The following is a 25,930-nucleotide window of genomic DNA, read 5'->3' on the forward strand; positions in this document are numbered from 1 at the left end:
TTTGAATGAAAGGCGAGGCTTCGATTGTTGCGGATTGGCCGCCTTTCGCCATGCTCAATTTTTTTGGGTTCGACCAGGCCAGTCGTGCGAAATCGACCAGGCTACTTTTGTTTCCGTGCGGCTTCGGCGAGCATCGCATCGCCAATCTCGAATTGCCCGCCGGCTTTCAGCGCTTCGCCCGCGCCTCGAATGTCGCGTACGTCTTTGTTTTGACCGAGCTTGCTTTTGCCGGCGAGGCGGGTGATCTCGATTTCGAGTCCGACGATCTGGTTCAGCAGCGTGTCGATATAGTCGCTCGGCGCGTCGCCCATCTTCCACGGTTGTGATTGCGAGGCTTCGTGCGTGCGCGTGAGCCGCGCGACGACGCCGCGAACGTACTTTGCGTCGTCGCGAATGGCGATGCGCCCATAGGCGTGCACGACGATGTAATTCCAGGTCGGCACCTGCCGATGCGCCTCGTGTTTGCTCGGGTACCAGTTCGGAGAAATGTAGGCGTCGCCCGCTCGAAAAACGACGAGCACTTCGTCGCCGTTCGCGACATCGCGCCAAACCGGGTTGGCCCGTGCGACGTGCGCGTGCAGCACGCCGAACTCGCCCGCCTGCGCATCGAGTTCGAACGGAATGTGGTTCGCGTCGAGCCCGCTCTTGCCGTGGGTGACCAGCATCCCGAACGGATGTTGGGTGATGCTGGCGTGCAAAGCCTCGATGCGAGTCTCGTTGAAATCGGCGGGGATGTACATGGGCTTCTCTATAAGGCAACGGTGTGGAACGTCGATGGCTCCGAACGGATCATTGCCATTCTGAAAGAGAACTGGCTTATTCTGTAGGTCCAATTTGAATCGATTTTGATGGACCACAATCATGGCGAGGACGGCACGCGTGGCCGACATTGCCTCGATCGGAACGTTGAACCCGGCGGCTGGCAATTTGAGTCGGCAGTTGACGCAGGCGTTGCGCGAGGCGGTGCGGAAAGGGGAGCTTCGAGCGGGCGATGCCTTGCCCTCCACGCGTTTGTTGGCCGCTACGCTCGGAGTTTCGCGCGGCACCGTGCTCGCCGCCTACGAACAGTTGACCGCCGAGGGATTTTTGACGGCCACCCCAAGCTCCGGAACCTGCGTCGCGTTGGCGCTGCCGGCTCCGTATGACGCCGGCACGCATCCGTCAGAGCCCGCCGCGCGCCGCAATGGATCGCGTCTACCGAGCGCGCAGCGAGGCGCGGAACAAGACGAGCGTGCAATCGCTCTTCCGGAACCGGCGGCAACTTACGCGCGGATCGCTCGCGAATTCGCGCCGCTTGCTCCGGTGCCCTTCGCCGTGTCGGTCCCCATGGATGTGACGGCGCCGGGCGACGTTTGGCGCAAGCTCGGCAACAGGTTGCGTGCGAAAGGTCCCGGTGCGCCGGCGGGGTACGGCGACCCGCTTGGTGCCTGGCCGCTGCGCGAAGCGATCGCGAACTACGTCCGAAAGTCGCGGTCCGTGCGTTGCGAGCCGGGCCAGGTCGTCGTGACGAGCGGTACGCAGCAGGGGCTCTTTCTCGCGAGCCAGGTCTTGCTTGCGCCCCACGATCAAGTCTGGGCGGAAAATCCGGCTTACCGCGGTGTCACCGCCGTACTCGAGAGCACGGGCCATCGCGATACGACGATTCGCGTTCCCGTGGACGCGGAAGGGATCGACGTGCGGGCGGCGATCGCAATGGCGCCGCATGCGAGAGCCGCGTTCGTCACGCCCTCGCACCAATATCCGCTGGGTATGCCGATGAGTATGGCGCGACGCAGTGCGTTACTCGAATGGGCGCGTGCGCGTGACGCTTGGATCGTCGAAGATGACTACGACAGCGAGCTTCGATATCAAGGCTATCCGTTTCCGTCGTTGCAAGGATTGGAGCCGGAGCGCGTCGTTTATCTGGGCACCTTCAGCAAGATACTTTTTCCCTCGCTGCGATTGGGCTATGCAATTGTCCCCGATGCATTGGTGGACGCGTTTTGCGGCGCCCGCGTGCTGATGGACCGTCATCCGCCCAACGCCGATCAATACGTGCTCGCGGCATTTTTGGCGGAAGGGCACCTGGAGCGCCACGTCCGCCGGGTCCGGAATGTGTACGCAGCTTACCGCTCGAAGCTCATCGAAACGCTGGGCGCGTTGTTGCCTGACGACCTGGCCTGGGTGGAGCCGGGCGACCAGGGTATGCATCTCGTGCTGTGGCTCGCCGCGGCGATCGACGATCGCCGCGTGGCCGAGGCGGCCCGCCATGCCGGGGTGTCGGTCCGCGCGGTCTCGCCGATGTTCGCTCCCGGTACCGCGCGGCCTGGCTTGGTCTTGGGTTTCGGAGGCTTCGGTCACGCGCAGATGATCGACGCGGCCCGGCGTCTCGCCGCCGTCATCGCCGACGCGGCGAAGCATGCGCCGAGTTAGCGTGCGCATGCCCGTCAGGCCGTGAGCGCGACGACGCGCTCGAACCCGGCCCGGTACTCGGCCACGAGCCTTCGCGCGGTGCGTTCGAGCCGCGCGCGATCGATCCGCAGCGCGGCCCCGATACCCTGAGCGATCTGCTCCACGGCCACTTCACCGGGCGCGCCGCCATCCTCCCAGGTACTCGCGAACGCCGTTTGCTTGCTGTTCGCCGACGTGCGCGCCGGATGACGCACGTTCACATGCGGCACGGCGAACGCGGCGGCGACGATGCTGCCGTGAAGGCTGCTTCCGCAGTAAGCACGGCTGCCGGCAAGGACGGCGCAGATGTCCCAGACGTTCGGCGAGTTCAGCAGACAGACCGGCTGTGTGCGCATGTGCTGTCGAGTCCGTTCGTAGACCTCGAGCGTGTCATGCCACGGCGCGGTGCCCGCCCGAAAAAATGCGACACCCGCGCCCAGCGAGGCGGCCGCGGTGTCGATCTGCTGGGCGAGTTCGTCGAGCGTGCGGTCGTCGCCGAAGTCGGCGCTGAACTGGACGGCGATGTAGCCGTTCTGACACGCGTCGCGGATCGATGCGACGGCTTCGCATGCGGCGTGCTCGCGCACGATGTCTCCGAAGAGTTCCGCTGTCATGACCGCGGGATCGGGCACGCATCGCGCTGCGACACCTTCGCCTTCGAGCGCGCGTTGAGTGATGGCATCGCGCACCGTGACGTCATCGGCGAGCTTGAGCGCAGCGATCACCTCGGCCCGCATCGCGGCATCGCGCTGAGCGAGTTCGGTGCCGCCCACGGCATTGAACAGCACCCGGCGGGCGCGCGGGAAATCGCCTTTGGACAAAACATATGGCGCGCGCGTCGATCGGCCAAGCGCGGCGCGAGCCCATGCGCTAGGCGCGCGCAGCCAAGCGGGCTGTGCGTCGATGGCCGCACGCACGCGATCTTCGGGCGACAGCATGACTGCCGCCTCCCACGCATCGCACGTCAATAACTCGCCGCCGACGTGAACGAGATCGAACGGTGGTCGATCGCGGCGCGGCGTCGCGTGCTGCCCGATGGCTTCGACGAGGTGACCGCCGAATGCGCGTAGATCGCGCGCGGCCAACCCCGCGAAGCTCAGACGCCGCTCCGGCAGCATGCGCGTCAAGACGTGCGGAAACAGCAGATCGCCGAAGTTATGTCGATCGAAGGCACCGAACAGGATCGTCTCGGTTTGCGTATCGCTTGTCGCGTCTTTCATGGACTGGGCTCGAGCGGGAGGGTCGGCCGGATGTTTCGGCGCAGGCGCTTCGTTCCTGCGCATCGTACGCGCCTCGGCGGCCGCCGGCATGCGTGGCGCTCGCCCCGATGTCGCGCGATAATCGTCCGGCTCAATTTTTCCGGGACTTGCCCATGGCCGATGTCACCCACGCTATGCACGAATCGCTCGAATGGCGCTGGAAGCCGTTCGCTCAACTCACGGCCGACGAGACGTACGACATGCTCGAGGCGCGCAACGCCGTGTTCATCGTCGAGCAGCAATGCGTCTACAACGATGTCGACGGTCTCGACAAAGACGCCTGGCACCTGTTCGCCTATTCGCCCGGAAGCGAGGCGAAGGCCGCGAAGCTGGCCGGCTACCTGCGCGTGTTGCTGCCGGACGCGTCGGACACCGATGTGCGCATCGGCCGCGTCCTGACCACGTCGGAATTTCGCCGCATCGGTCTAGGCAGCGCGATGCTGGCCCAAGCGCTCGAGCGCATCGTGGCGCAATGGCCCGAGACGGCGATCAAACTGCATGCTCAGGCGCATTTGCGGATGTTTTACGGCGCTTTCGGCTTCGAGCCGATTTCGGATGTGCATGACGACGACGGCATCCCCCACGTCTGGATGCGTTCCGTCTGACGCTCAATGCGCTTGGACGGGCGCCGGCGGCCGGGTCGCGACCGGCGCGTCGCGGCGGCGCTCCTCGATCAGCCGCTCGCGCGCCGACAACCGCATCCAATGACGCAAGGCGATCAGCGCGCCGAACACGCTCATCATCGATCCCGGAATCCAGAGCAATAGCCCGCCGATTTGCTGGTCGCGAATCGGGCTGATCCACGTAAAGGCTCGGCCGCAGATCGAATAGATCGGATAGAGCTCGCGCGGGGTGAAGAAGATCAGCGCACCGAGGACGATTTGCGGCGGAATCGCGGCGACGACGATCATGATGCGCCGTCCCGGCGCCAAGCGCGCCGGCGGGGCCGGCCGCGGATCGAGTACGAGCCACCAGAACAGCAGGCCATCCACGACCATGCTCCAGTTCATGACGCGATACAGCCGCCAGTCGAGCATGGCCTTGAAGTGGATCGGCGAGAGCAGCCAAAAATAGATCAGCCCGACGAACAGCACCACCGCGACGACCGGATTGAAAACCACGTTCAGGATGAGGCGCATCGGCTGCGTGCGCACGGCCGGTCCGATGAAACGCCTGCGCCAACTGAACGGAATGCCGGCTCGCAGCGCGGCGCCCGGATACGACCACGCGATGAAGAACGGCCCCAAGTGGTGGAGCACGAGGTGCTGCAAACGATGCATGAAGAACTCATGCTCGAAGAAGTAGTCGAGCCGCGTGTGCAGGGCGATATAAAGCGCGGTGAGCCCGAACCAGAACGATATCCGGCGCAGCAGCGAGACGCGCGCATGCCGCGCGCCGCGCGCATAGAGGATCGCGGCCGCCAGCACGGCGATCACGACCGTCGGCGAGGGCTCCCAAGGATCGAGCCAATAAAGCAGGTTCATGACGACTTCCGGTTCATGCATCTTGCTCGATGATGCGTTGCAGGTCGTGCGCGATCGCATCCGGCGTATCGCCGCTCGTGGCCAGCAAGCGGGCATGGCCTTCGCGATCGAAGATATAGACGGCCGAACTGTGCGTGACCTCGTAGCCGCCGTTCGGATCGCGCTTTTCCATCTGGTAGGCCACGCGGTAACGCTTCGCGAGCGATTCGACCTGCGCGTCCGTGCCGGTCAGGCCCCGGATGTGCTGCGCATCGAACGCCGCCACGTAGGCGTGCAGCGATTGCGGCGTGTCGCGGGCCGGATCCACGGAAATGAACAAAATGCGTACTTGGCGCGCGTCGGCCGCCGGCAGTTTCTCGAGGACTTGCATCAGCCGGGCCATGGTCTCCGGGCAGACGTCGGGACAGTGCGTGTATCCGAAGTAGACGAGCGTCGTCTCCCCACGATACGCCGTTGCCGTCACGCTCTTGCCCGTGTCTTCCGTGAGCTTGAATGCGAGATCGGGCAGGTGCCCGGTTACGTCGGTCAATTGCCAATGGCCTTCGTCGTGCGAGCAGCCCGCAAGCAACGCGGCGCAGGCAAGGCCGGCGAGGCCGCGCAATACCCGCGCGCGAACGGGCCGTGCGGGTTGAGCGGGACGGCAAGCGAAGGAAGTCGGTTCGACGCGCGGAACTCTTGGCGGCATGCGTGACTCGAGAGGGGGCTGCGGCGCCGCGGCTTCGCCCTCGCGGGCAGCGCGGGCTAGGCGGTTGCGAGCGAGCGACTATAGCGCAAATAACTAACAGTTACCGTTCACCGCGCCAATACCCGCCCACGGCGAGGCATTATGTCGCAGGACCAGGCAACATACGGGGAAGGGAGCCACGATGCGTCACCGAGCGGAGGCTCGGCGTTTTCGAGGCGTTCTTGCTCGAAAAGGCGACGCAGGCGCGGTAAGATGCGCAAACTTTTCCGGTTTTTCGTGGCTATGAGCCGCGCGAGGCCGTCACGCGAATTAAGCTGATGCAATCTTTACCGGCTTTTCTGTCTCCGAGCGAGACGGCGTTCTTCTTCGATTTCGACGGCACGCTCGTCGAGCTGGCTCCCACGCCGGACGGCGTCGTCGTGCCGCCGACCGTGGTCGATGCGCTCGCGCAGTTGCGGCGCTTGTCGCGCGGCGCGGTGGCCGTCGTCTCCGGCCGAGGCATCGATAGCATCGATGCTTTCCTCGGCATGCCCGATTTGCCCGTGGCGGGTCTGCACGGCGCGGAGCGGCGCGACGCGAGCGGCGATACGGTCCGGCTCGGTTTCAACGACGAGCGCTTGCTGCGCATGGAGCGCGTGTTGGCCGAACTCGTCAACGCCCATCCGGGCACGCTGCTCGAGATCAAGGGAGCCGCGCTCGCACTGCATTACCGCAATGCGCCGCTGGCCGAAACGGTTGCGCGCGAGGCGACGCAACGCCTCGTCGACGAGCACCCCGACGCCTATGTGTTGCAGCCCGGCAAGATGGTTTTCGAAATCAAGCCGAAGAACGTCGACAAAGGGCGCGCACTGTCGGCCTTCCTCGACGAGCCGCCGTTCGCCGGACGCACACCGGTTTTCGCCGGCGACGATTTGACCGACGAAAAGGCGTTCGCCGTGGTCAACGAACGCGGCGGTCTCTCGATCAAAGTCGGCGCGGGCGATACGTCGGCTCGTTCGCGTGTGGAATCGGTCGGCGCATTCGTCGATTGGCTTGCCGATATCGTCGCCGCCGCACAGCGTTCATCATGAGTCGTTTGATCATCGTTTCGAACCGGGTCGCACCGATCTCGGAGGGCGGCCCGGCCGCCGGCGGCCTGGCGGTCGGCGTCTACGACGCACTCAAGGAAACGGGCGGCATGTGGTTCGGCTGGAGCGGCGAGGTGGTCTCGTCGGGGCAGCCGCAGTTGCAACTCGTCGAGCAAGGCCCCGTCACCTTCGCCACGATCGGGCTCGCGCGGCGCGACTACGATCAGTACTACCGCGGCTTTTCGAATGCAACGCTGTGGCCCGCGTTTCACTATCGGGCCGACATGATCCAGTACGACGGCCACGATTTCGAGGGCTACTGGCGCGTGAACACGTGGCTCGCGCAGCAACTCGTGCCGCTGCTGCGTCCCGACGACGTGATCTGGGTGCACGACTATCACCTGATTCCGTTCGCGCAGGCGTTGCGCGCGGCCGGGGTCGAGAATCGCATCGGCTTTTTCCTGCATATCCCCTTTCCGGCCGCCCAGGTGCTGCTTGCGGTGCCGCCGCATCGCGCGCTCGTCGAGGCGCTCTGCTCGTTCGATTTGCTCGGGTTTCAAACTCAGGCGGACGTCCGGGCGTTTTGCGACTACGTGGTCCATGAAGCCGGCGGCGAGATCGAGGGCGGGCTGCACGCCGCGACGTTCATTGCGGGTTCGCCCGCGCGGGTGCGCGCCTTTGGGCGCTCGCTTCGCGCGGCGGCCTATCCTATCGGCGTGTATCCCGACGAAATCGCGCAACTCGCCAAAGCCGGGGCGCGCGGCAAGTCCGTGCGCATGATGCGCCAGACGCTGCATGAGCGAAAACTGATCATGAGCGTCGATCGGCTCGATTATTCGAAAGGGCTCGTGGAGCGTTTCCGAGCGTTCGAGCGCTTGCTCGATCATGTACCGGCGTACCGCAACAACGTGTCGTACGTCCAGATCGCGCCGCCCACGCGGGCCGACATGCATGCCTACCAGGACATCCGGCTGCGGCTCGAATCGGAACTCGGGCGTATCAACGGCCGCTTCGCGGAACTCGACTGGACGCCGATTCGCTACATCCATCGGCAGTACGAGCGCTCGGTGCTGGCGGCGTTGTTCCGGCAATCGCATGTCGGGTACGTCACGCCGTTGCGCGACGGAATGAATCTCGTCGCCAAGGAATACGTGTCCGCGCAAGACCCTGACGATCCCGGCGTGCTGGTGCTGTCGCGATTCGCCGGCGCCGCGGACGAATTGACGGGTGCGCTCATCGTCAACCCGATCGACATCGACGGGATGGCGCAGGCGCTCGCTCAGGCGCTGTCGATGCCGCTCGCGGAGCGGCGTGCGCGCTACCGCGACATGATTGCCCAGTTGCGCAGCAACAATGTCTCGGTCTGGCGCGATACGTTCTTGCGCGACCTGGCGCACGAGCACGGCCGGCGGCCGGCGGCGGGCCCGCCGGGCGGGAAGGGCGCGCCGGCGCGCGCGAAGACGGCTCGCAAACGCGTGGCCGCGTAAGCCGGAAACGACAAGGCCCGGTGCATCGCGCACCGGGCCTTGTCGCTCGAGCGGGTGCCGCTTAGGCGACGTGCTCGTCGATCTTGCGTCCGCCGGAGTGCGGCAGCAGGGCTTTGCCGTGCTGTTTGGTCAGCAGATCGCGATAGATGCCGGGACGATTGCGCAGCGCTTCGGGCGTGCCGTCGTCGATGACTTTACCCGCGCTCATGACGATGATGCGGTCGAAGTGTTGCAGTGTCGACAAGCGGTGCGCGATCGCGATCACGGTGCGCCCGACCATGAGGCGGTCGAGTGCTTGTTGGATCGCTTCTTCGGATGCGCTGTCGAGCGCCGAGGTGGCTTCGTCGAGCAACAGGATCGGGGCGTTTTTCAAAATGGCGCGGGCGATGGCGATCCGTTGGCGCTGGCCGCCCGAAAGCTTGACGCCGCGGTCGCCGACGATCGTGTCGAAGCCGTCGGGCATCGCCTCGATGAAATCCGTGCAGCGCGCTTCACGCGCGGCGGCATGCACTTCTTCGCGCGTGGCCTCGGGCCGGCCGTAGGCGATGTTCTCGTACACAGTCCGATGAAAGAGCGCGATGTCCTGAGGGACGAGCGCAATCGTATGGCGCAGGCTGTCTTGCGTGATGGCGCCGATATCTTGTCCGTCGATCCGGATCGAGCCGCCTTGCGTGTCGTAAAAGCGTTGCAGCAGCGCGAGCACGGTCGATTTGCCCGCGCCCGACTTGCCGACGAGCCCCACGCGCTGGCCGGCTTCGATGTGCAGATCGAACTGATCGAGGATGGGTTTGCGGCGCGGGTAGGCGAACGTCACGCCCTCGAAGTCGACGCGTCCGCCGTGCGCGACGAGCGGCACGGCATCTTCGCGATCGGGCATCCCATGCGGTTGCAGCAGCGTCTTGACGGCTTCGGCGAGCCGCGCGATGTGCTGCGTCACGTCGACGAGGGCGACGGCGAGATCGCGCGTTCCGTGCAGAATCGTAAAGCCGAGCGAACTCGTGAGCACGATGTCGCCGGAGGTTGCGCGGCCCTGCGTCCATAGCCAGAGCGCCCAGCCGAGCAATCCGGCCGACAACAGCGCGGTGATGACCGCATGCAACAGCCGCAGCCGTTCCAAGTACAGCAGACTCTGCTGGCGCGCATCCATCTCTGCCTTGACCGTTTCGCCGAAACGCCGCTGTTCGCGAAACGTCATACCGAAGGCGCGCACGAGGCCCATGTTGCCGATGACGTCCACCAGCTCGCCGTCCACGGCCGCGGCCTTCGTGGCGAAATTGTGGTGCCGCGACGAGCCGCGCCCGGCGAGCTTGAACAGCACCACGGCGAGCACACCGGAGCACAGCAAGAGACTGCCCGCCATGACGGGGTTGACCGTCACGATCATGACGATCGCGCCGATCACGGCGATGCACGGCGGCAGGACGTTCCACGCCATCGTGTTTTCGGACGTGTAGACCGCGTTCGACGTCGCCGTGATGCGGCTGGCGATGGTGCCCGGTTGCCGCTCGGAGAAGTAGGTCGGCGAGTGGCCGGTCAAGTACTGGAACAAATCGCGCCGCAAGTCGCCCGTCACGTGGACGAACGCATGGGCGGCGACCCAGCCGCCGATACGCCAAAGCAAGTTGTCGGCCGCGATGAGGCCCACGAGGATCGCGAAGGCGCCCCAGAGCGGGCCGGGGTGGTCGCGGCCCATGCCGAGCACGTCGATCAGATGCTTGATCGCGTATTGCGAGGCGAGCGCGCACATGACGGCGGCGAAGACGCTCGCCAGCACGATCGTGTGGGAAACGGGATGGCGCCGGATGTAACTGAGCAAGAACGCGAGCGGACGGTCGGCATAGCTCGAGAGCCGGGCGTTGCGCGCATTACGTTCGGCGACGGTCAAATGTTCCAATTGTGGTTCGTGCGAGGCACGCGAAGCGAGTGTCATCAAAAGCATAGTCTGCGTGTGGCGTACCGGCAGCCAATCTCGAGTAATAACGAGATAGCGCGGCACGCCGCCATTGTAAACATCCGCGGAACTTCCCCGGGGCTTCACGACGAGCGTTGGATATGCACAACGCCGATTTGCGGCGGCGCATCGTCCCGGTTCCATGGAGCAAGTTCGGTGCGCGTCTCGAACGAAAGGTCGATCGAAGCTAACCGTAATTTTCCGATACAATAGCCGGTTATGTCCAAATGCCTCGGGGATTGTCGCATTTGGGGGCTGGATCAGATCGCTTGGCGTCGCCAAGGCGCCGATCAATCGTGGCGCCGTGCACGGAACTCGTGCGGCGGCTCGGCCGGGACGGTCGCCGCGCTCGGTGCTTCGGGCTACTGTAGGCGCCGTGGGGCCTGCCGTGTCGGGCGAAATGTATCCGGCTTGTAACAACGTAAAGAGTTTGAAATCTCCTGCGGCGCAGCATGAAACCGGTCGGATAATCGATCCGGGTTTGCCCTAGGAGAATTTGACGTGCGCCGTCAACGTTTGGGCGAGCCGCACGTTTAACGACTGTGGCGCGTAGCCCCAAGATCGATCGAGCAGTGTCGTCGGCGGCCAAGGGCGAATCGCACCCGTTCCCGGAGGGATGGGTTGCTGCGGCCTGATGCTGAAGCGGGCGATTCGCTTCCAAAAAACGTCAATACATTTGCCTGAATTTTTATTAGGAGTTCATCACTATGCGGATCGCTCAAATCGCTCCTTTGCACGAAGCGGTTCCTCCGAAGCTCTACGGCGGAACGGAGCGCGTGGTGTCGTATTTGACGGAAGCCCTCGTCGAACTCGGCCACGACGTGACGTTGTTCGCGAGCGGCGATTCGATCACCTCGGCGAAGCTCGAAGCGTTCTGGCCGCAAGCCCTGCGTCTCGATCCTTCGATCCGCGACACGATGGCTCCCCACATGCTGTTGCTCGAGGAAGTGCGTCGCCGCGCCGACGAATTCGACGTGCTGCACTTTCATATCGACTATTACCCGTTCTCGCTGTTCTCGCGTCAGCCGGTGCCGCACCTGACCACGCTGCACGGCCGTCTCGATCTGCCTGAATTGCAGCCGATCTTCAATACGTTCAACGAAGTGCCCGTGGTGTCGATCTCGGACAACCAGCGTATGCCGCTGCCGCAGGCAAGCTGGCTCTCGACGGTCTATCACGGCCTGCCCGAGAACCTGCTGACGCCGCGCAAGGATATCGAGCCGAGCTACTTGGCGTTCCTCGGCCGCATTTCGCCGGAGAAGCGCGTGGACACGGCCATTCGCATCGCCGAAAAAGCCGGCATGAAGATCAAGATCGCCGCGAAGCTCGACAAGGCCGACCGCGCCTACTACGAAGAGCAGATCAAGCCGCTGTTCGCGCTGCCGCACGTCGAATACATCGGCGAAATCAGCGAATCGGAGAAGGCCGAGTTCCTGGGCGGCGCCCATGCGCTGCTGTTCCCGATCGATTGGCCGGAGCCCTTCGGTCTCGTCATGATCGAGGCGATGGCTTGCGGCACGCCCGTTATCGCGTTCAAGCGCGGTTCGGTACCTGAAGTCATCGAAAACGGCGTGTCGGGCTTCGTCGTGGAAGACGAACTGTCGGCCGTGGCCGCCGTCAAGCGTCTGTCGTCGCTACCGCGCGAGACGGTGCGCAAGGCTTTCGAAGCGCGCTTCACGTCGAAGGTCATGGCGCAGAACTACCTTGCGTCGTACGAAAACCTGCTGCGTCAAAAGCGCCGCACGGTGCTGCGCGAAGTCGCCGCCGGTTAAGTCGCGATCATGCGTCGGGCTTCTCGCCCGACGCGGCTCGCCGCTCACCTCGGCACACGCCCCGCCTGCCTTGCGGCACGCGGGGCGTGTCGTTTTTATCGTCCGGTGGCAAGTTTTTCCGGCAAGAATTCGTGTTTCGCGCGTTCGCCGAAAGTGGGAAGCCGGCGCTCAAGTCCCTATAATGCTGCTGCCGCGAAAAGGGCGGCGAGAACGATTGACCTTAGGAGAGCGTCTTGGCGAGAGCGAACCCCACGCGCACGGATCCGGCACCCGGTGCCGGCACGATGTTCACGCTGCGCGCCATCGGTCTCGTCTTGCTCGCGCGTTGGCTCTATTCCATGTCGCAGATGGGCTACGGCGAATCGCTGTCGGCCATGGCCTCCTCACCTTGGGCCTCGATCAACGGCGTCTTTTTGTTCTTGCTGATCGTGTTGCCCGGCGCGCGGGCGCGCGCGGAGCGTCCGTTTCACCCGCTTCCGCAATGGCTGCGGCAGGCCTTGCGGCTGTTCGCGTTCTTGTGTCTGCTATTTGCGATCTGGTCGATCGGCGTTTTCGTCTGGGCGGCCGGCGGCCGCCGAACCGTCAATGCGATTACCGAAACGAACGGCTGGCTCGTCGCCGCGCCCGCGCTGTATGCAGCCGTGCTTTGGATTTGCCGTCCGCGCGCGTTGTGGCGTACCAACGCCGCGGCGAGGCGCTTCGCGATCGGCCGCTATGCCGTGTCGCTCGATGCGGCGACGCGCACGGTCGTCGTCTGGGTGGAAAGCCGCAAGCTCGGGCAGTACGATGCACGGGAGCTTTCCGTCAAATGGCCCGCCGCCTCGGCGATCGAACGCGAGCGTCCAGTCGCGTATGCGCCGGCGGCCCGCACGCAGGGCGGCGAGACCGGGGCCCGCACGCACGGTTGGGCACGGCGTTCGCAAGTAGAGTTGCTGTGGGATTCGCCGGCCGCGGTCGGTCACAATCGGCAAACGGTTTTTCGGGCGACGCTCGCGACGGAAGGCGATCGAAGCGCGGCGCATGCGCTCGACGCGACGCTGCGTCAGGTCTGAGCGCGCGCCGCGGTACTCGAGTTCGCGCCGCGCTAGGGCGAGGGCCAACAATGTCTGTGAAGCAGAGTCGAATCGATATCGCCCGGGCGTACGACCCGCCCGGGTCCGATAGCGGGACGCGCGTTTTGGTGGACCGCATGTGGCCGCGCGGCGTCAGCAAGGAATCGCTGGGCATCGAGGCGTGGTTGCGCGACGTCGCGCCGAGCACGGCGTTGCGGCGTTGGTTCGGGCACGATCCCGCGCGCTGGGAAGAATTTCAAACGCGCTACCGGGCCGAGCTCGACGCTAATCCCGCGTCCTGGCAGCCGCTTCTCGACGCCGCCGAGCGCGGGCCCGTCACGCTAGTTTTCGGCGCGCGCGACCGCGAGCACAATCAAGCGGTCGTGCTTCGCGCCTACCTCGCGCGTAAGCTCGCCCATCATCATTGAAATATCGACTGCTTCTCGTCCCGTCTTGTCGATGTCCTCCTCGCCCCGCGTCACATTGCCATCGCTGCTCGCCGAAATCCGCGCGTGCCGCGCTTGCGAAGCGCATTTGCCGCATGGGCCGAGGCCCGTCTTGCAAGTGGGGCGCGATGCCCGGGTGCTCGTCATCGGGCAGGCACCCGGTGCGCGCGTGCACGCCTCGGGAATCCCGTGGGACGACAAGAGCGGCGAGCGCTTGCGCGAATGGCTGGGGATCGGTCCTGACCGCTTCTACGATCCGAGCGCGATCGCACTCGTGCCGATGGGATATTGCTATCCGGGACGCGGCGCGTCGGGCGACTTGCCGCCGCGGCGGGAATGCGCCGAACTATGGCTCGACCGCGTGCTGGCGCAAATGCCCGGCATCGAGTTGACGTTGCTCGTCGGCGCCTATGCGCAACGGCGATTTCTCGGCGATGAGCGGCGCGCGAGTCTGACCGAGACGGTTGCGGCGTGGCGCGACTATGGGCCGTCGCGTATGCCGTTGCCCCATCCATCGCCGCGCAATCAAGGCTGGTTCAAACACCATCCTTGGTTCGAGCGGGAGTTGCTGCCCGTGCTCAAGGAGCGCGTGGCGAAGGCGCTGCGCGGGAAACCGCTCGCCTCGACGCTGTGATCGAGCCAAACGCGAGCATCGCGCGCGAGTAGGCGAGTAGGTCTCCCGCCCCGTATTTCCGTCAGTGGCTGTCACTAATTTATCTCCCCGCCGCGACCAATCTTGGCTCCGGCGCGTATCGGCGGGGCTTTCCTCGAACAAAGCTAGACGGGCGAAGCGCGAGCCGGCCAATTCGGCCGCGCAGGACTATCATGGCACCCCTGGCGCGCTGTCTTATCTCGAATGACGGCGTGCATCGTTCCGTATAGCGCGTAGAAAGGACACGTCCCATGACTTCCGGCGTCATCCGCATTCGCGGAGCTCGTCAACACAATCTCAAAAATATCGATCTCGATCTGCGGACAGGGGAGATGGCCGTCGTGACGGGGCCGTCCGGGTCCGGTAAATCGAGCCTGGTTTTCGACACGCTCTATGCCGAAGGGCAGCGCCGCTATGTCGAGACGTTCAGCGCCTATGCGCGGCAGTTCCTCGATCGGATGGATCGTCCGCAGGTGGACCGCGTGGATGGCGTGCCGCCGGCGATCGCCATCGACCAAACGAACCCCGTGCGCAGCTCGCGCTCGACGGTCGGGACGATGACGGAGCTCAACGATCATTTGAAGTTGCTCTACGCGCGCGCTGCCCAGCTCTTCGACAAGGTCACGGCCGAGCCCGTGCGCCACGACACGCCCGAGACGATTTACGCCGAGCTCGTCGCGCGCACAGCCGAGCGCGACGAGCGGCTCGTCGTCACGTTCCCCGTCGAGTTGCCCGAGCAAACGAGCGCCGACGAGGTCGGGCAGTGGCTCTCGGCGAGCGGCTATACGCGGGTGCAGGCCGAACGCGAAGTGACGACGGCGGCCGGCGCGCGCAAAGTGCTCGACGTCGTGGCCGATCGGTTCCGGCTCAGCAAGACCGACAAGGCGCGCGCGGTCGAGGCCATCGAGGCATCGCTCAAGCGCGGCGCCGGGCGCGTGAATGTCTACGTGTTACCTGAAAGCGATGCGAACGCCGACGCGCCCGCCGCCGATGCGGCCGATGCCGCGCCGCGCATCTGGCGCTTCTCGACCGGCTTGCACTGTCCGGAAAGCGATCTGCGCTACGCCGATCCGCAGCCGGGTCTCTTTTCGTTCAACTCAGCCTATGGCGCGTGCGACGTGTGCCGCGGTTTCGGCCGCGTGATCGGCGTCGATCTCGGTCTCGTGATTCCCGACGTGCGCAAGACGCTCGCGGGCGGGGCGATCAAGCCGATGCAAACGCCGGCCTGGAAGGAGTGCCAGGACGATCTGATGCGCTATGCGGCGCGCGCGCGTATTCGGACGACGACCCCTTGGTCCGAGTTGACCGACGAAGAGCGCGACTGGGTCATCAACGGCTCGCCGGCTTGGAACGGAGAGTGGCAGCGCGAGTGGTACGGCGTGCGCCGCTTCTTCAACTACCTCGAATCGAAAGCGTACAAGATGCATATCCGTGTGCTCTTGTCGAAGTATCGAAGCTATACGCCTTGCGAGACGTGCGGCGGCGCGCGGCTGAAAACCGAATCGCTGCTTTGGCGTCTCGGCTCCAAACCGAACGCCGACGCGGTGCTGGCGCCGCCGGCGCGCTTCATGCCGCATGGCGTCGGCTTCACGCGCGCGCAGCTCGAAGCGTTGCCGGGCCTGACCGTGCATGACGTCATGTTGCTGCCGATCGGCCGGATACGCCGTTTCTTCGATGAGCTCACGTTGCCGAGCGCGTTGCTCGACGACGCGCTCAAGCTGCTCGTCGCCGAGGTGCGTACGCGGCTGCGCTATCTGTGCGACGTCGGGCTCGGCTACCTGACGCTCGATCGGCAAAGCCGCACGCTCTCGGGCGGAGAAGTGCAGCGAATCAATTTGACGACCGCGCTCGGTACCTCGCTTACGAAGACGCTGTTCGTGCTGGACGAGCCGAGCATCGGCTTGCACCCGCGCGACCTCGATCGCATCGTCGAAGCGATGCGGCGGCTGCGCGATGCGGGCAATACGCTCGTCGTCGTCGAACATGATCCGTCGGTGATGCTGGCGGCCGATCGTCTCATCGACATGGGCCCGGGCCCCGGCGAGCGCGGCGGTTCGATCGTGTTCGACGGCACGCCGGCCGACATCCGCTCGGCGCCGACGTTGACCGGCGAGTACCTCGGTGCGCGCAAACGCGTGGCCGATGCGGCGCAATGGGCGCGCAGGCCCGTCGATGCGGCCACGCCGCGGCTCGTGCTGGAAGGTGCGACCGAGCACAATCTGCGCGACGTGACGGTGGACATTCCGCTGGCGCGGCTCGTTTGCGTGACGGGCGTGTCGGGCTCGGGCAAGTCCACGCTCGTGCAGGACGTGCTCTATCCGGCGCTGTCGCGCCATCTCGGGCGCGCGACCGAAGCGCCGGGTGCCCACCGCGGTTTGGTGGGCGTGCAGTTGATCGCGGATGCCGTATTCGTCGACCAATCGCCGATCGGAAAGACGGCGCGTTCGAACCCCGCGAGCTACGTCGGTGCCTTCGACGAAATCCGCAAACTCTTCGCCAAGGCGCCGCTCGCCTTGCAGCGCGGCTACACGGCCGGGACCTTCAGCTTCAACTCGGGCGACGGACGCTGTCCGACCTGCGGCGGCTCGGGCTTCGAACACGTGGAGATGCAGTTTCTGTCCGACGTGTATTTGCGGTGCCCCGATTGCGACGGCCGCCGCTATCGCGCCGAAGTGCTCGAGGTCACGATCGAGCGGGACGCGCGCGCATTGTCGATCGCCGACGTGCTCGAGCTGACCGTGAGCGAGGCCGTGAGCCTATTCGCGGCCGATCCCGATGTCGTGCGCGTGCTGCAGCCGATCGTCGAGGTCGGGCTCGAGTACGTCAAACTCGGCCAGCCGGTGCCGACGCTCTCGGGCGGCGAGGCGCAGCGGCTCAAGCTCGCCGGCTTTCTCGCCGAGACGAGCGGCAGGATCGGCGCGGAAACGACGCCGGGCGGGCGCTTGTTCATGTTCGACGAGCCCACCACGGGTCTGCACTTCGACGATATCGCCAAACTCATGCGCGCCTTCGGCAAGTTGCTTGCGCGCGGGCATTCGTTGATCGTCATCGAGCACAACCTTGATGTCATTCGCGCGGCCGATTGGATCATCGATCTAGGCCCGGAAGGGGGCGACGAAGGGGGACTCGTCGTTGCAGTCGGCACGCCGGACGACATCAAGGCATGCGAAGCCTCGCACACGGGGCTTGCGCTCAAGCAATACGACGAGACCTTGGGCGCCGGCGATCAGCACGCCGATGCGGCCGGCGTGCCGCTGCAATCGGCGCTTGCGGCGGCCCGCGCGCGCCGCGCGATCGAGGGCGACGACGTCGTGCGCATCGTCAATGCGCGCGAGCACAACTTGAAGAGCTTGAACGTCGATATCCCGCACGGCAAGTTCAACGTCGTGACCGGAGTATCGGGCTCGGGCAAGTCCACGCTCGCGTTCGACATCCTGTTCCACGAGGGCCAGCGACGCTACCTCGAATCGCTCAATGCGTACGCGCGCTCGATCGTGCAGCCGGCGGGCCGCCCCGAGGTGGATGCCGTCTACGGCATCCCTCCGACCGTGGCCATCGAGCAGCGTCTATCGCGCGGCGGCCGCAAGAGTACTGTCGCGACGACGTCCGAAGTCTGGCATTTCCTACGGCTGCTCTACGTGAAGCTCGGCATTCAGCATTGCGTGCATGACGGCACACCCGTGAAGCCGCAAAGCGCGGAATCGATCGCGGCGCAATTGCTGCGCGACTACGCGGGCGAGCACGTGGGCTTTTTCGCGCCGCTCGTGGTGAACCGCAAGGGCGTCTATACCGATTTGGCGAAGTGGGCGAAGGGACGTGGCCACACGCATTTGCGCGTCGACGGCGAATTCGTGCCCGTCGATCCATGGCCGAAGCTCGAGCGCTTCCGCGAGCACACGATCGAGCTGCCTGTCGCCGACCTCGTGATCTCGGCCGATAACGAAGCCGAACTCCGTCGTGCCCTCGATGCCGCGCTCGAGGCCGGGAAGGGCGTCGTGCATCTGCTGGCGCCGCTCGACGGTCTGGCCGATGCGTTGGCATCGAAACGCTCGACGGTGGACATCGGCGAGATGGAGGTGCTTTCCGTCAAGCGTGCGTGCCCCGTGTGCGCGACGAGCTACCCCGAACTCGATCCGCGCATGTTCTCCTACAACAGCAAGCACGGTTGGTGCACGAGCTGCGTGGGGACGGGGCTTGCGCTCACGCGTGAACAGCGCGCGGCTTATGACGACACCGTGTTGGGCGCCGAAGACGGCCGCGGCCGGGAGCAGACGCTGCCTTCGGAGGAGCAGGAGATCGAAGGTGTCGGCGATACGCCGTGCCCGGATTGCGGCGGCACGCGCTTGAACGAAGCGGCGCGCGCGGTGCGCTTCGACGATCGCTCGATCGTCGACGTCGGACGCTGGACCGTGTCCGACACGCGCGCATGGATCGATGCGATCGCGCTCACCGGCCGCGATGCGCAGATCGCGCGCGACGTCGTCAGCGAAATCGCGAGCCGTTTGCGTTTTCTCGAAGAGGTGGGGCTTGGCTACCTGAGTCTCGATCGCGCGGCGCCCAGCCTGTCGGGCGGCGAAGCGCAGCGTATCCGGCTCGCGGCGCAGCTCGGCAGCAACTTGCAGGGCGTGTGCTACGTGCTCGACGAACCGACCATCGGCCTGCATCCACGCGATAACCGCATCTTGCTCGATGCGCTGCACCAGCTTGGAGAGAAGGGCAACACGCTCGTGGTCGTCGAGCACGACGAGGACACGATCCGGCGAGCCGATCACATCATCGATATCGGTCCCGGCGCGGGCAAACGCGGTGGCCGGCTCGTGGCCGAAGGCAGTGTGAAGGACTTGGCCTCGCACGCCGATTCGCTGACGGGACAATTCCTCGCGCGGCCGATCGTGCATCCGTTGCAACCGCGTCGCGAAGTGCGCGACGAGGGCAAGGCAGGTACCGCCGCGGTGCCCGAGCAATGGTTGACCGTGCACGGCGCCTCGTTGCACAACCTGCGCGACGTGACCGCCCGTATTCCGCTCGCGCGGCTCGTCGCCGTGACCGGCGTCTCGGGCTCGGGCAAGTCCACGCTGGCGCGCGACGTCTTGATGACGAACCTGCTCGATGCCGTGGGCCGTTCCGTCTTGTCCTCGCCGGCTACGCGCCGCGCGCGCAAGGCCGTGCAAGAAGGCGAACGCGCAGCCGCGAAGCCGCGCGCGCAACCGAGCCGCTACGCGAACGCGAGTGCGACGCGCGCGCCCTTGAACGTCACGCACAACTGGCAGGGATGCGCGTCGATCACCGGCTTCGAAGCGATCGATCGCGTGCTGGAAGTCGATCAAACGCCGATCGGCAAGACGCCTCGCTCATGCCCGGCCACTTACATCGGTGTCTGGGACACGATCCGAAAACTGTTCGCCGATACGCTCGAGGCGAGGGCGCGCGGCTACGCCGCTTCGCGTTTCTCTTTCAACACGGGAGAGGGGCGCTGCCCGGCCTGCGAAGGGCAGGGCGTGCGCACGATCGGCATGAGCTTCTTGCCCGACGTGAAGGTGCCGTGCGATGTTTGTCACGGACAGCGCTTCAACCCCGAAACGCTCGCGGTGACGTGGCGCGGCAAGAACATCGGCGACGTACTGACGATGGAGATCGACGAAGCGGTCGAGTTCTTCGCGGCGATGCCGAGCATCGCGCATCCGCTGCAGTTGATGAAAGACGTGGGCTTGGGCTACTTGACGCTCGGTCAGCCGTCGCCGACTTTATCGGGCGGCGAGGCGCAGCGGATCAAGCTCGTGACCGAATTGGCGAAGGTCAGGGACGACGTGACGCGGCGCGGACAAAAGGCGCCGCATACGTTCTACGTGCTCGACGAACCGACGGTCGGCTTGCATATGGCCGACGTCGCTCGCTTGATTCGCGTGATGCATCGGCTCGTGAACGCGGGGCATAGCGTGATCGTGATCGAGCACGATCTCGATGTGATCGCCGAAGCCGATTGGATCATCGATCTCGGGCCGGAGGGCGGTGCGGGCGGCGGGACCATCGTCGCCGCCACCGATCCCGAAACGCTCTCGCGCGTGCGCGAAAGCCATACGGGACAAGCGCTCGCGCCGGTACTTGCCCGCGGGGAGAAGGAACGGAGCAAGCAGCCGTCCGGCGAAGGGCGACGTAGTGCTTAATGGCGCTTCGTCGTAGGCTGAGTTCCGCGTAGCGCGGGACCCAGTCTTTCCATTATTCCCCGGCCCGGACGGAAACCCGCCTCAAGCCTCGCCGGCGAGTTCCGGGGCGGGGGCGGGTATGGTCGGCGCGACGGACGCATTGCCCGGCACCGGGGCGCCGCGCACGTATCCCACCCAGACGAGTGCCAATGACGCCAGGGTCACCGACACCCAACCGTTGACCCCGTAGCCGACGATGTGGCCCGCCGCATCGGTGGAGAGCATCAGCCCACCAAGCCACGCGCCACAGCCCGTTCCCAGCGATTGCACCGCACCGTTGGCGCTCAAGAACGCGCCGCGGTGTTGTGCGTCGGGCACCGTCGTCAGGATCGCCTGCATCGGCACGATGCGTCCGGAAGAGATGATGAGGAGCAGCGCAAACCCCGGCACGATGATCGAAAAAGGTACATCGGGCAGATGGGTGAGGGCGAGGATCGGCACTAGCACCAGCACGCCGAAAATGCGGAACACGGTGCGGTGCCCGATTCGATCGGCGAGTCTGCCGATCGCGCGCGACGTGAAGAACGTGGCCGCGCCGCCTGCCATGTAAAGCCAGGAGATACGGCTCGGCGCGATGCCGTGATTCGACACTAGCATCGGCGAAATGAATGGGATCACGAGCATGTGCCCGAGCATGGTCACAAACGTCAACGCGAAAGCCCGCACGTGGCGCGGATAGGTCAGCAGGCGCGCGAGCGCGGGAAGCGTTTCGGCCAGCGTCGGCTGTACGTTCGTCAAGTGCTCGTCGAGCGGGGGCAAAATGCGCAAGGTGACGAATGCGATGGTCACGGTTAGCACGCCGAGCAGCCAAAACGGCGCCGACCAGTGGAAGTAGGCCCCCAGCATGACGCCGGCCGGTACCCCGGCGATCGCGGCCATCGAAAACCCGGTCATGATGATGCCGGTGGCGCTGCCGCGTCTTTGAGCGGGGACGATATCGGCCACGATCGCCATCACGCCGGCGCCGAGCACGCCACCCGTCAGACCCGCGAACGCGCGGCTCGCGAGCAGCAGCGGATAGCTCGTCGCGCAGGCGCAAGCGATGTTCGACAGCGCGAACAGCAGATAGGCGGCGAGCAGCAGCTTGCGTCGATCGAACCGATCGATATAGGTCGCGGCGAGCAAAGCCGAGAGTCCGGAGCACCACGAGTAAGCGGAGACGGCGGCCGCGAATTTCGCCGGCGAGATGCCGAAGGCCGTCATGATTTGGGGGCCGAGCGGCATCATCACCATGAAATCCATGATGAGCGTGAATTGAACGAGCGCGAGTAGCCAAATTAGACTTTGCTCGCGCTTTTGAGGCAAGGCATACATTGTTATTGGAAATCCTTATCGATGTGCCGGTGGCGGGAGGGGGTTAGCCGCCCCCATCCCAAGTTGACGCGCGAGCGAGCCTGAGCGTTACAGGTTCGCGCCTTCGGGAGCCGGACCGGCAGCCGGCTTACCCTCGATTTCCGCCGCGGCGCGCAGCAAGATATCGGCGACGCGTTGTTGTTCGCTCGCGTCCGCATCGAGGCGCCGGAGCAAGGCCAGCTTCAGCGCGTACTTCGCTTGGCGCAGCTTCGGATGCCAACCGGCATCGCGGCCGCCGTCATCGTCGTCTTCGGCTGCGTAGGCGCGCCGCATCGTCTCCATCTTATGCGCGACGAAACTCAGCTTGGCGAGAATCATGTCGACCTGATCCTTGTTTGCCGCCAGATGCGCGCGGCCCGCGTCCGCGATCTCGTAGCGCTTGCGGTTGCCTTCCTGCTGGACGGTCACGAACCCCAATTCCTCGAGGTACGTCAGCGCAGGGTAGACCATGCCGGGACTGGGCGCATAGAACCCGTTCGAACGCGTTTCGAGCGCTTTGATGAGTTCGTACCCGTGACGAGGCGTTTCGGCGATCAATACGAGCAACATCAACTGCAAGTCCTCGCCGCTGAATTTCCGGCCGCGCGTAAAGCTGTCGTCGTCGCCGAATCCGCGCTCGCCGCGGCCGCCCCAAAACGAAGCCCCACCGCCGTGGCCATGGCGATGCCGCCCGACCGCATGCCAGATGTCATGCAAGAACCTACGGTCGTCGTGCTGACCGCGATGGCCGTGGCCGCGCGCATGGGCATGGTGCTGTTCGATCAGCCCGAGATGACGCTGAAAATCGTGGAAGCGATGTCGCATGGGAGTATCCCCCGTGTCAGTGAATATGTATCTAAAGATATATATCTAAAGATAGAAAGTCAAGGCGGTCTGGCCGGGGTGGGGTGCGAGTGCGGGTCGGTGGCGGGAATGGTCGTTGCGGACGAAGCCGAGCGGCAGATCGTTCAACCAAGACCACAAAGGAGGTCCCATGTTCGTGCACAACAAACGGTTGCAGTACACGGTTCGAGTCGGCAGGACGGATCCGGGGCTGGCGAACCTACTGCTGGAGCAATTCGGCGGACCGCAAGGCGAGTTGGCTGCGGCGATGCGCTATTTCACGCAGGCGATCACCGAGGAAGACCCGGGGCGCAAGGACATGCTGTTGGATATTGCGACCGAAGAGTTGAGCCACTTGGAGATCATCGGCTCGATCGTGGCGATGCTCAATCGCGGCGCGAAGGGCGAGATGGCGGAGGCCGTCGATGCGCAAGCCGACCTCTATCGCAAGCTGAACGGCGCGGGCAACGATAGTCACGTGACTCAGGTGCTTTACGGCGCCGGCGCGCCGCTGACGAATTCGGCCGGGGTGCCTTGGAGTGCGGCGTATATCGACACCATCGGCGAGCCGACCGCCGATTTGCGCTCGAACATCGCGGCCGAGGCACGCGCGAAGATCATTTACGAGCGCTTGATCAATGTGTCCGACGATCCGGGGGTGCGCGACGCACTGGGCTTCTTGATGACGCGCGAGGTCTCGCATCAGAAGTCGTTCGAGAAGGCGTTGTATTCGATTACGGCGAATTTCCCGCCGGGCAAATTGGCGCCGGAGCCGGAGTTTGCCGACGCGTACTTCAAGATGTCGGTCGGCGCGCCGCCTGAACGTGGACCGTGGAACGAGGGTCGTGGGTTGCAACTGGTCGAGGATCCCCCTGTGCCCGTTGACGGCGGCGACGGCTCCGCGGCCGTGCAACTGAGCGAGAAGGAGCGTACGACGCTCGACGAGATGAAGCGACGGTTGAAGTCCGATCGGACGCACGATCCGGAGACGGGGGCCGAGTTGGGGGAAAGCGCGCCGGGGGCGGATGGGCTGGTGGAGTGATGGTGCCGGGTGGCGAATCGGCGGAGCGCGTTTGATTGGTTCGCCGCTTTTCGTTCGGTGCAACGGTGACTCGGTCTGAGTTTCATCCGTCACTCCCCGGGGCGAGGTCATAACTCGCTATCGTTTGAGCCGCGCGGTATGCGATCTTGAGGATCGTTTCGGTACCGCGCGGACTTGCCGTTTATCGATAGGCAAGATGGAATTTCCGATTACCGGACGGCCCTAGAGGCTGTTGACCTAGTCGACTAGCACCGAGGCATATTCATCATGGCGCGGTCTCCTAACGGAATGCGTCCGGTCCATCCGGGCGAAATCTTGAGAGAGGAATATCTCGTCCCGCTCGGCATGACGGCGAATGCTTTGGCCACCGCACTGCATGTGACGCCGGCGCGCATCAACGATATCGTTCGGGAGCGGCGCGGCATCACACCCGATACCGCATTGCGGCTGGCTCGGTATTTCGGTGGCGACGCCGAAACTTGGCTCAACTTGCAGCAGGCATTCGATCTGAAGACCGCGTTTGCCGCACGTGGAGAGGAGATCAAAAGGGAAGTGACGCCGCGCGAACGGATCGCCGCGTAAGACATGCGGGGGTAACGGAGGACGCGTTAACGGCGTTGCGCATTTTCCTTCCTAAAAAGAAAAAGGCCCTCGGCTAACGCCAGAGGGCCTTTGTTCTTCGGGCTTCCTACATACCCATGAATCTGGTGGGTAGTACTGGGATCGAACCAGTGACCCCTGCCGTGTGAAGGCGTGCAGTCTTGTCTTTGTATATCCATAGATGAATATAAATAATATAAAAATCAATGATGTAGCCGGGGCGTGTCTCCGCGTGTCCACCGGTGTACACTGCGCGTTAAGTCCACGCTAAGTCCACGACCTGGAGCTAATATGCGCGCAAAAATATCGCGTGAGTTGCTTCGGACGGCCGAGCCCCGGAAACACGCCTTCGATATCCAGGATACCGAGTTGCGCGGGTTTGCCGTGCGCGTCACGCCGGGCGGGAACATCACCTACTGCATTCGTTACAGAGGTGTCGATGGCAAGCAGGCACGGAAGTCACTTGACCGATCGTTTCCGGCCACGTCCGTCAGTGACGCTCGCGAGGCCGCGCGCGTTTTGCTCGGGCGCATCGCAAACGGCGAAGACCCGGCCGAGACTGCGCGCCAAAAGCGGCGCGCAACGATGACGCTCGCGGACTTCCTAGAGGAGCGTTACCGCGACTGGCTCGCGACGAACTCGCAGACGGCCACCGCGACGGAAAAGCGAATCCGTGCGGCGTTTTGCGACGAACTCGCGCGACCACTCGTCGAATTCAACGCCTGGATCATCGAGAAGTGGCGCTCGGCGCGTGTAAAGGCGGGTAAGGCGCCCGCGACGATCAATCGCGACCTTGCGGCACTCGGCAGCCTGTTCTCACGGGCACTTGAATGGGGCTTGGTCGATGTGCATCCGCTCGGCACCGTCAAACAGTTCAAGGAACCGGACGGCCGCGTCCGATGGCTCTCGGATGATGAAGAAGATCGACTGCGGGCCGCACTCGATGCGCGGGAAACCCGAGAGCGCGCCGCGCGGACCAATGCGAACAAGTGGCGTGCCGCGCGGCGGTATGAATTGTTGCCGGAAATCGACGAGAGCGTGTACGTCGATCATCTGAAACCGATGGTCTTGCTGTCGCTCAACACCGGGCTGCGGCAGGGCGAAACGTTCAAGCTTCGATGGGACGCCGTTGACCTCGGCCTTGCAGTCCTGACTGTTCGCGGCGCCACGGCGAAGTCCCGCCGGCTTCGTCATATCCCTTTGAATGACGAAGCCCTCGCGATGCTCAAACAATGGCGCAAGCAAACGACAGGCGAGTTCGTTTTCCCGGGCCGCGACGGCTCGCACGTGACCGAAATCAAGACGGCATGGGGCAAGCTGCTCGATCAGGCAAAGTTGACCGACTTCACGTGGCACGACATGCGGCATCACTTCGCGTCACGATTGGTGATGAGCGGCGTGGACCTCAACACCGTGCGCGAGCTGCTCGGTCATGCCGATCTGACGATGACCATCCGTTATGCGCACCTTGCGCCGGCACACAAGGCGCTCGCCGTCGCAAAGTTGCTGCGACCGCCGGCGCGCCCGTCCGATGAGTCCGTTAGCGGATGAGATGGCGACATCTGGGGGAAGGCACGTCCGATCGCCCCCTGTGGCATAGTGCAACGTGCCGCGTCTAGGCTGAT

19 protein-coding genes are annotated in these 25,930 nt (G+C 64.7%); 12 read left to right on the forward strand and 7 right to left on the reverse strand.

The features are described 5' to 3' along the window. Nucleotides 1-101: 101 nt before the first annotated feature. Nucleotides 102-740 carry an FMN-binding negative transcriptional regulator gene (locus tag C0Z18_RS15020; RefSeq protein WP_102646205.1) on the reverse strand — a complete coding sequence of 213 codons (639 nt, stop codon included), beginning with the start codon at nt 738-740 and terminating at the stop codon, nt 102-104. Between the two features lie 121 nt (nt 741-861). On the opposite strand from C0Z18_RS15020, the gene pdxR reads away from it, so the two are divergent. Then, nucleotides 862-2,412, forward strand: coding sequence for a MocR-like pyridoxine biosynthesis transcription factor PdxR (pdxR, locus tag C0Z18_RS15025; protein ID WP_102646206.1), 1,551 nt, complete (start codon nt 862-864; stop codon nt 2,410-2,412). 14 nt (nt 2,413-2,426) lie between these two features. On the opposite strand, the gene C0Z18_RS15030 is transcribed toward pdxR, so the two are convergent. Then, nucleotides 2,427-3,650 carry a polysaccharide pyruvyl transferase family protein gene (locus C0Z18_RS15030; RefSeq protein ID WP_102646266.1) on the reverse strand — a complete coding sequence of 408 codons (1,224 nt, stop codon included), beginning with the start codon at nt 3,648-3,650 and terminating at the stop codon, nt 2,427-2,429. Nucleotides 3,651-3,802: 152 nt separating this feature from the next. Here C0Z18_RS15030 and C0Z18_RS15035 point away from each other — a divergent pair, with 152 nt between their 5' ends. Then, a complete protein-coding gene (locus C0Z18_RS15035) occupies nt 3,803-4,294 on the forward strand; it encodes a GNAT family N-acetyltransferase (protein ID WP_102646268.1) in 492 nt (163 codons plus the stop codon). 3 nt (nt 4,295-4,297) lie between these two features. Here C0Z18_RS15035 and C0Z18_RS15040 read toward each other — a convergent pair whose 3' ends face one another. Together C0Z18_RS15040 and C0Z18_RS15045 are read right to left on the reverse strand one after the other, a co-directional pair. Further along, nucleotides 4,298-5,173: a cytochrome c oxidase assembly protein gene (locus C0Z18_RS15040; RefSeq protein WP_102646267.1), complete on the reverse strand. Its 876-nt coding sequence runs from the start codon at nt 5,171-5,173 to the stop codon at nt 4,298-4,300. Between the two features lie 13 nt (nt 5,174-5,186). Then, the gene (locus tag C0Z18_RS15045; RefSeq protein WP_102646207.1) at nt 5,187-5,858 is read right to left on the reverse strand and encodes an SCO family protein; all 672 of its coding nucleotides are present in this window, start codon (nt 5,856-5,858) and stop codon (nt 5,187-5,189) included. 317 nt (nt 5,859-6,175) lie between these two features. Between C0Z18_RS15045 and otsB the strand changes: the two genes are divergently transcribed. After that, nucleotides 6,176-6,928, forward strand: coding sequence for a trehalose-phosphatase (gene otsB, locus C0Z18_RS15050; protein ID WP_102646208.1), 753 nt, complete (start codon nt 6,176-6,178; stop codon nt 6,926-6,928). Then, on the forward strand, nt 6,925-8,412 hold the full coding sequence (gene otsA, locus C0Z18_RS15055) for an alpha,alpha-trehalose-phosphate synthase (UDP-forming) (RefSeq protein WP_102646209.1): 1,488 nt from the start codon (nt 6,925-6,927) through the stop codon (nt 8,410-8,412). Before otsB ends, otsA begins: the two co-directional genes overlap by 4 nt. A gap of 61 nt (nt 8,413-8,473) precedes the next feature. Here otsA and C0Z18_RS15060 read toward each other — a convergent pair whose 3' ends face one another. Next, nucleotides 8,474-10,342, reverse strand: coding sequence for an ABC transporter ATP-binding protein (locus C0Z18_RS15060; protein ID WP_233217316.1), 1,869 nt, complete (start codon nt 10,340-10,342; stop codon nt 8,474-8,476). A gap of 728 nt (nt 10,343-11,070) precedes the next feature. On the opposite strand from C0Z18_RS15060, the gene C0Z18_RS15065 reads away from it, so the two are divergent. From C0Z18_RS15065 to uvrA, 5 genes are all read left to right on the forward strand, one after another. Continuing rightward, complete coding sequence (locus C0Z18_RS15065) at nt 11,071-12,135, forward strand: glycosyltransferase family 4 protein (RefSeq protein ID WP_102646210.1); 1,065 nt, start codon at nt 11,071-11,073, stop codon at nt 12,133-12,135. A gap of 233 nt (nt 12,136-12,368) precedes the next feature. Continuing rightward, nucleotides 12,369-13,187, forward strand: a complete 819-nt coding sequence (locus tag C0Z18_RS15070) for a hypothetical protein (RefSeq protein WP_102646211.1) — start codon at nt 12,369-12,371, stop codon at nt 13,185-13,187. Between the two features lie 50 nt (nt 13,188-13,237). Continuing rightward, nucleotides 13,238-13,615, forward strand: coding sequence for a DUF488 domain-containing protein (locus C0Z18_RS15075; RefSeq protein WP_102646212.1), 378 nt, complete (start codon nt 13,238-13,240; stop codon nt 13,613-13,615). A gap of 31 nt (nt 13,616-13,646) precedes the next feature. Next, nucleotides 13,647-14,267 (forward strand): uracil-DNA glycosylase family protein, encoded by a 621-nt coding sequence (locus C0Z18_RS15080; RefSeq protein WP_102646213.1) that lies wholly within the window; start codon nt 13,647-13,649, stop codon nt 14,265-14,267. A 269-nt stretch (nt 14,268-14,536) separates the two neighbouring features. Continuing rightward, the gene (uvrA, locus tag C0Z18_RS15085; RefSeq protein ID WP_102646214.1) at nt 14,537-20,449 is read left to right on the forward strand and encodes an excinuclease ABC subunit UvrA; all 5,913 of its coding nucleotides are present in this window, start codon (nt 14,537-14,539) and stop codon (nt 20,447-20,449) included. An 81-nt stretch (nt 20,450-20,530) separates the two neighbouring features. Here uvrA and C0Z18_RS15090 read toward each other — a convergent pair whose 3' ends face one another. Both C0Z18_RS15090 and C0Z18_RS15095 read right to left on the reverse strand, forming a co-directional pair. Then, on the reverse strand, nt 20,531-21,802 hold the full coding sequence (locus tag C0Z18_RS15090; RefSeq protein WP_102646215.1) for an MFS transporter: 1,272 nt from the start codon (nt 21,800-21,802) through the stop codon (nt 20,531-20,533). An 87-nt stretch (nt 21,803-21,889) separates the two neighbouring features. Continuing rightward, nucleotides 21,890-22,645 (reverse strand): PadR family transcriptional regulator, encoded by a 756-nt coding sequence (locus tag C0Z18_RS15095; RefSeq protein WP_102646216.1) that lies wholly within the window; start codon nt 22,643-22,645, stop codon nt 21,890-21,892. Between the two features lie 169 nt (nt 22,646-22,814). Here C0Z18_RS15095 and C0Z18_RS15100 point away from each other — a divergent pair, with 169 nt between their 5' ends. The 3 genes from C0Z18_RS15100 to C0Z18_RS15110 all read left to right on the forward strand — a co-directional run bounded on the left by C0Z18_RS15100 (nt 22,815) and on the right by C0Z18_RS15110 (nt 25,856). Further along, complete coding sequence (locus C0Z18_RS15100; RefSeq protein WP_102646217.1) at nt 22,815-23,705, forward strand: manganese catalase family protein; 891 nt, start codon at nt 22,815-22,817, stop codon at nt 23,703-23,705. Nucleotides 23,706-23,972: 267 nt separating this feature from the next. Beyond that, the gene (locus C0Z18_RS15105; RefSeq protein WP_102646218.1) at nt 23,973-24,287 is read left to right on the forward strand and encodes a HigA family addiction module antitoxin; all 315 of its coding nucleotides are present in this window, start codon (nt 23,973-23,975) and stop codon (nt 24,285-24,287) included. A gap of 309 nt (nt 24,288-24,596) precedes the next feature. Continuing rightward, nucleotides 24,597-25,856, forward strand: a complete 1,260-nt coding sequence (locus C0Z18_RS15110) for a site-specific integrase (RefSeq protein ID WP_102646219.1) — start codon at nt 24,597-24,599, stop codon at nt 25,854-25,856. The last annotated feature ends 74 nt before the right edge of the window (nt 25,857-25,930 follow it).

Origin of the sequence: Trinickia dabaoshanensis, assembly GCF_002879885.1 — a bacterium.
GTDB classification, from domain to species: domain Bacteria; phylum Pseudomonadota; class Gammaproteobacteria; order Burkholderiales; family Burkholderiaceae; genus Trinickia; species Trinickia dabaoshanensis.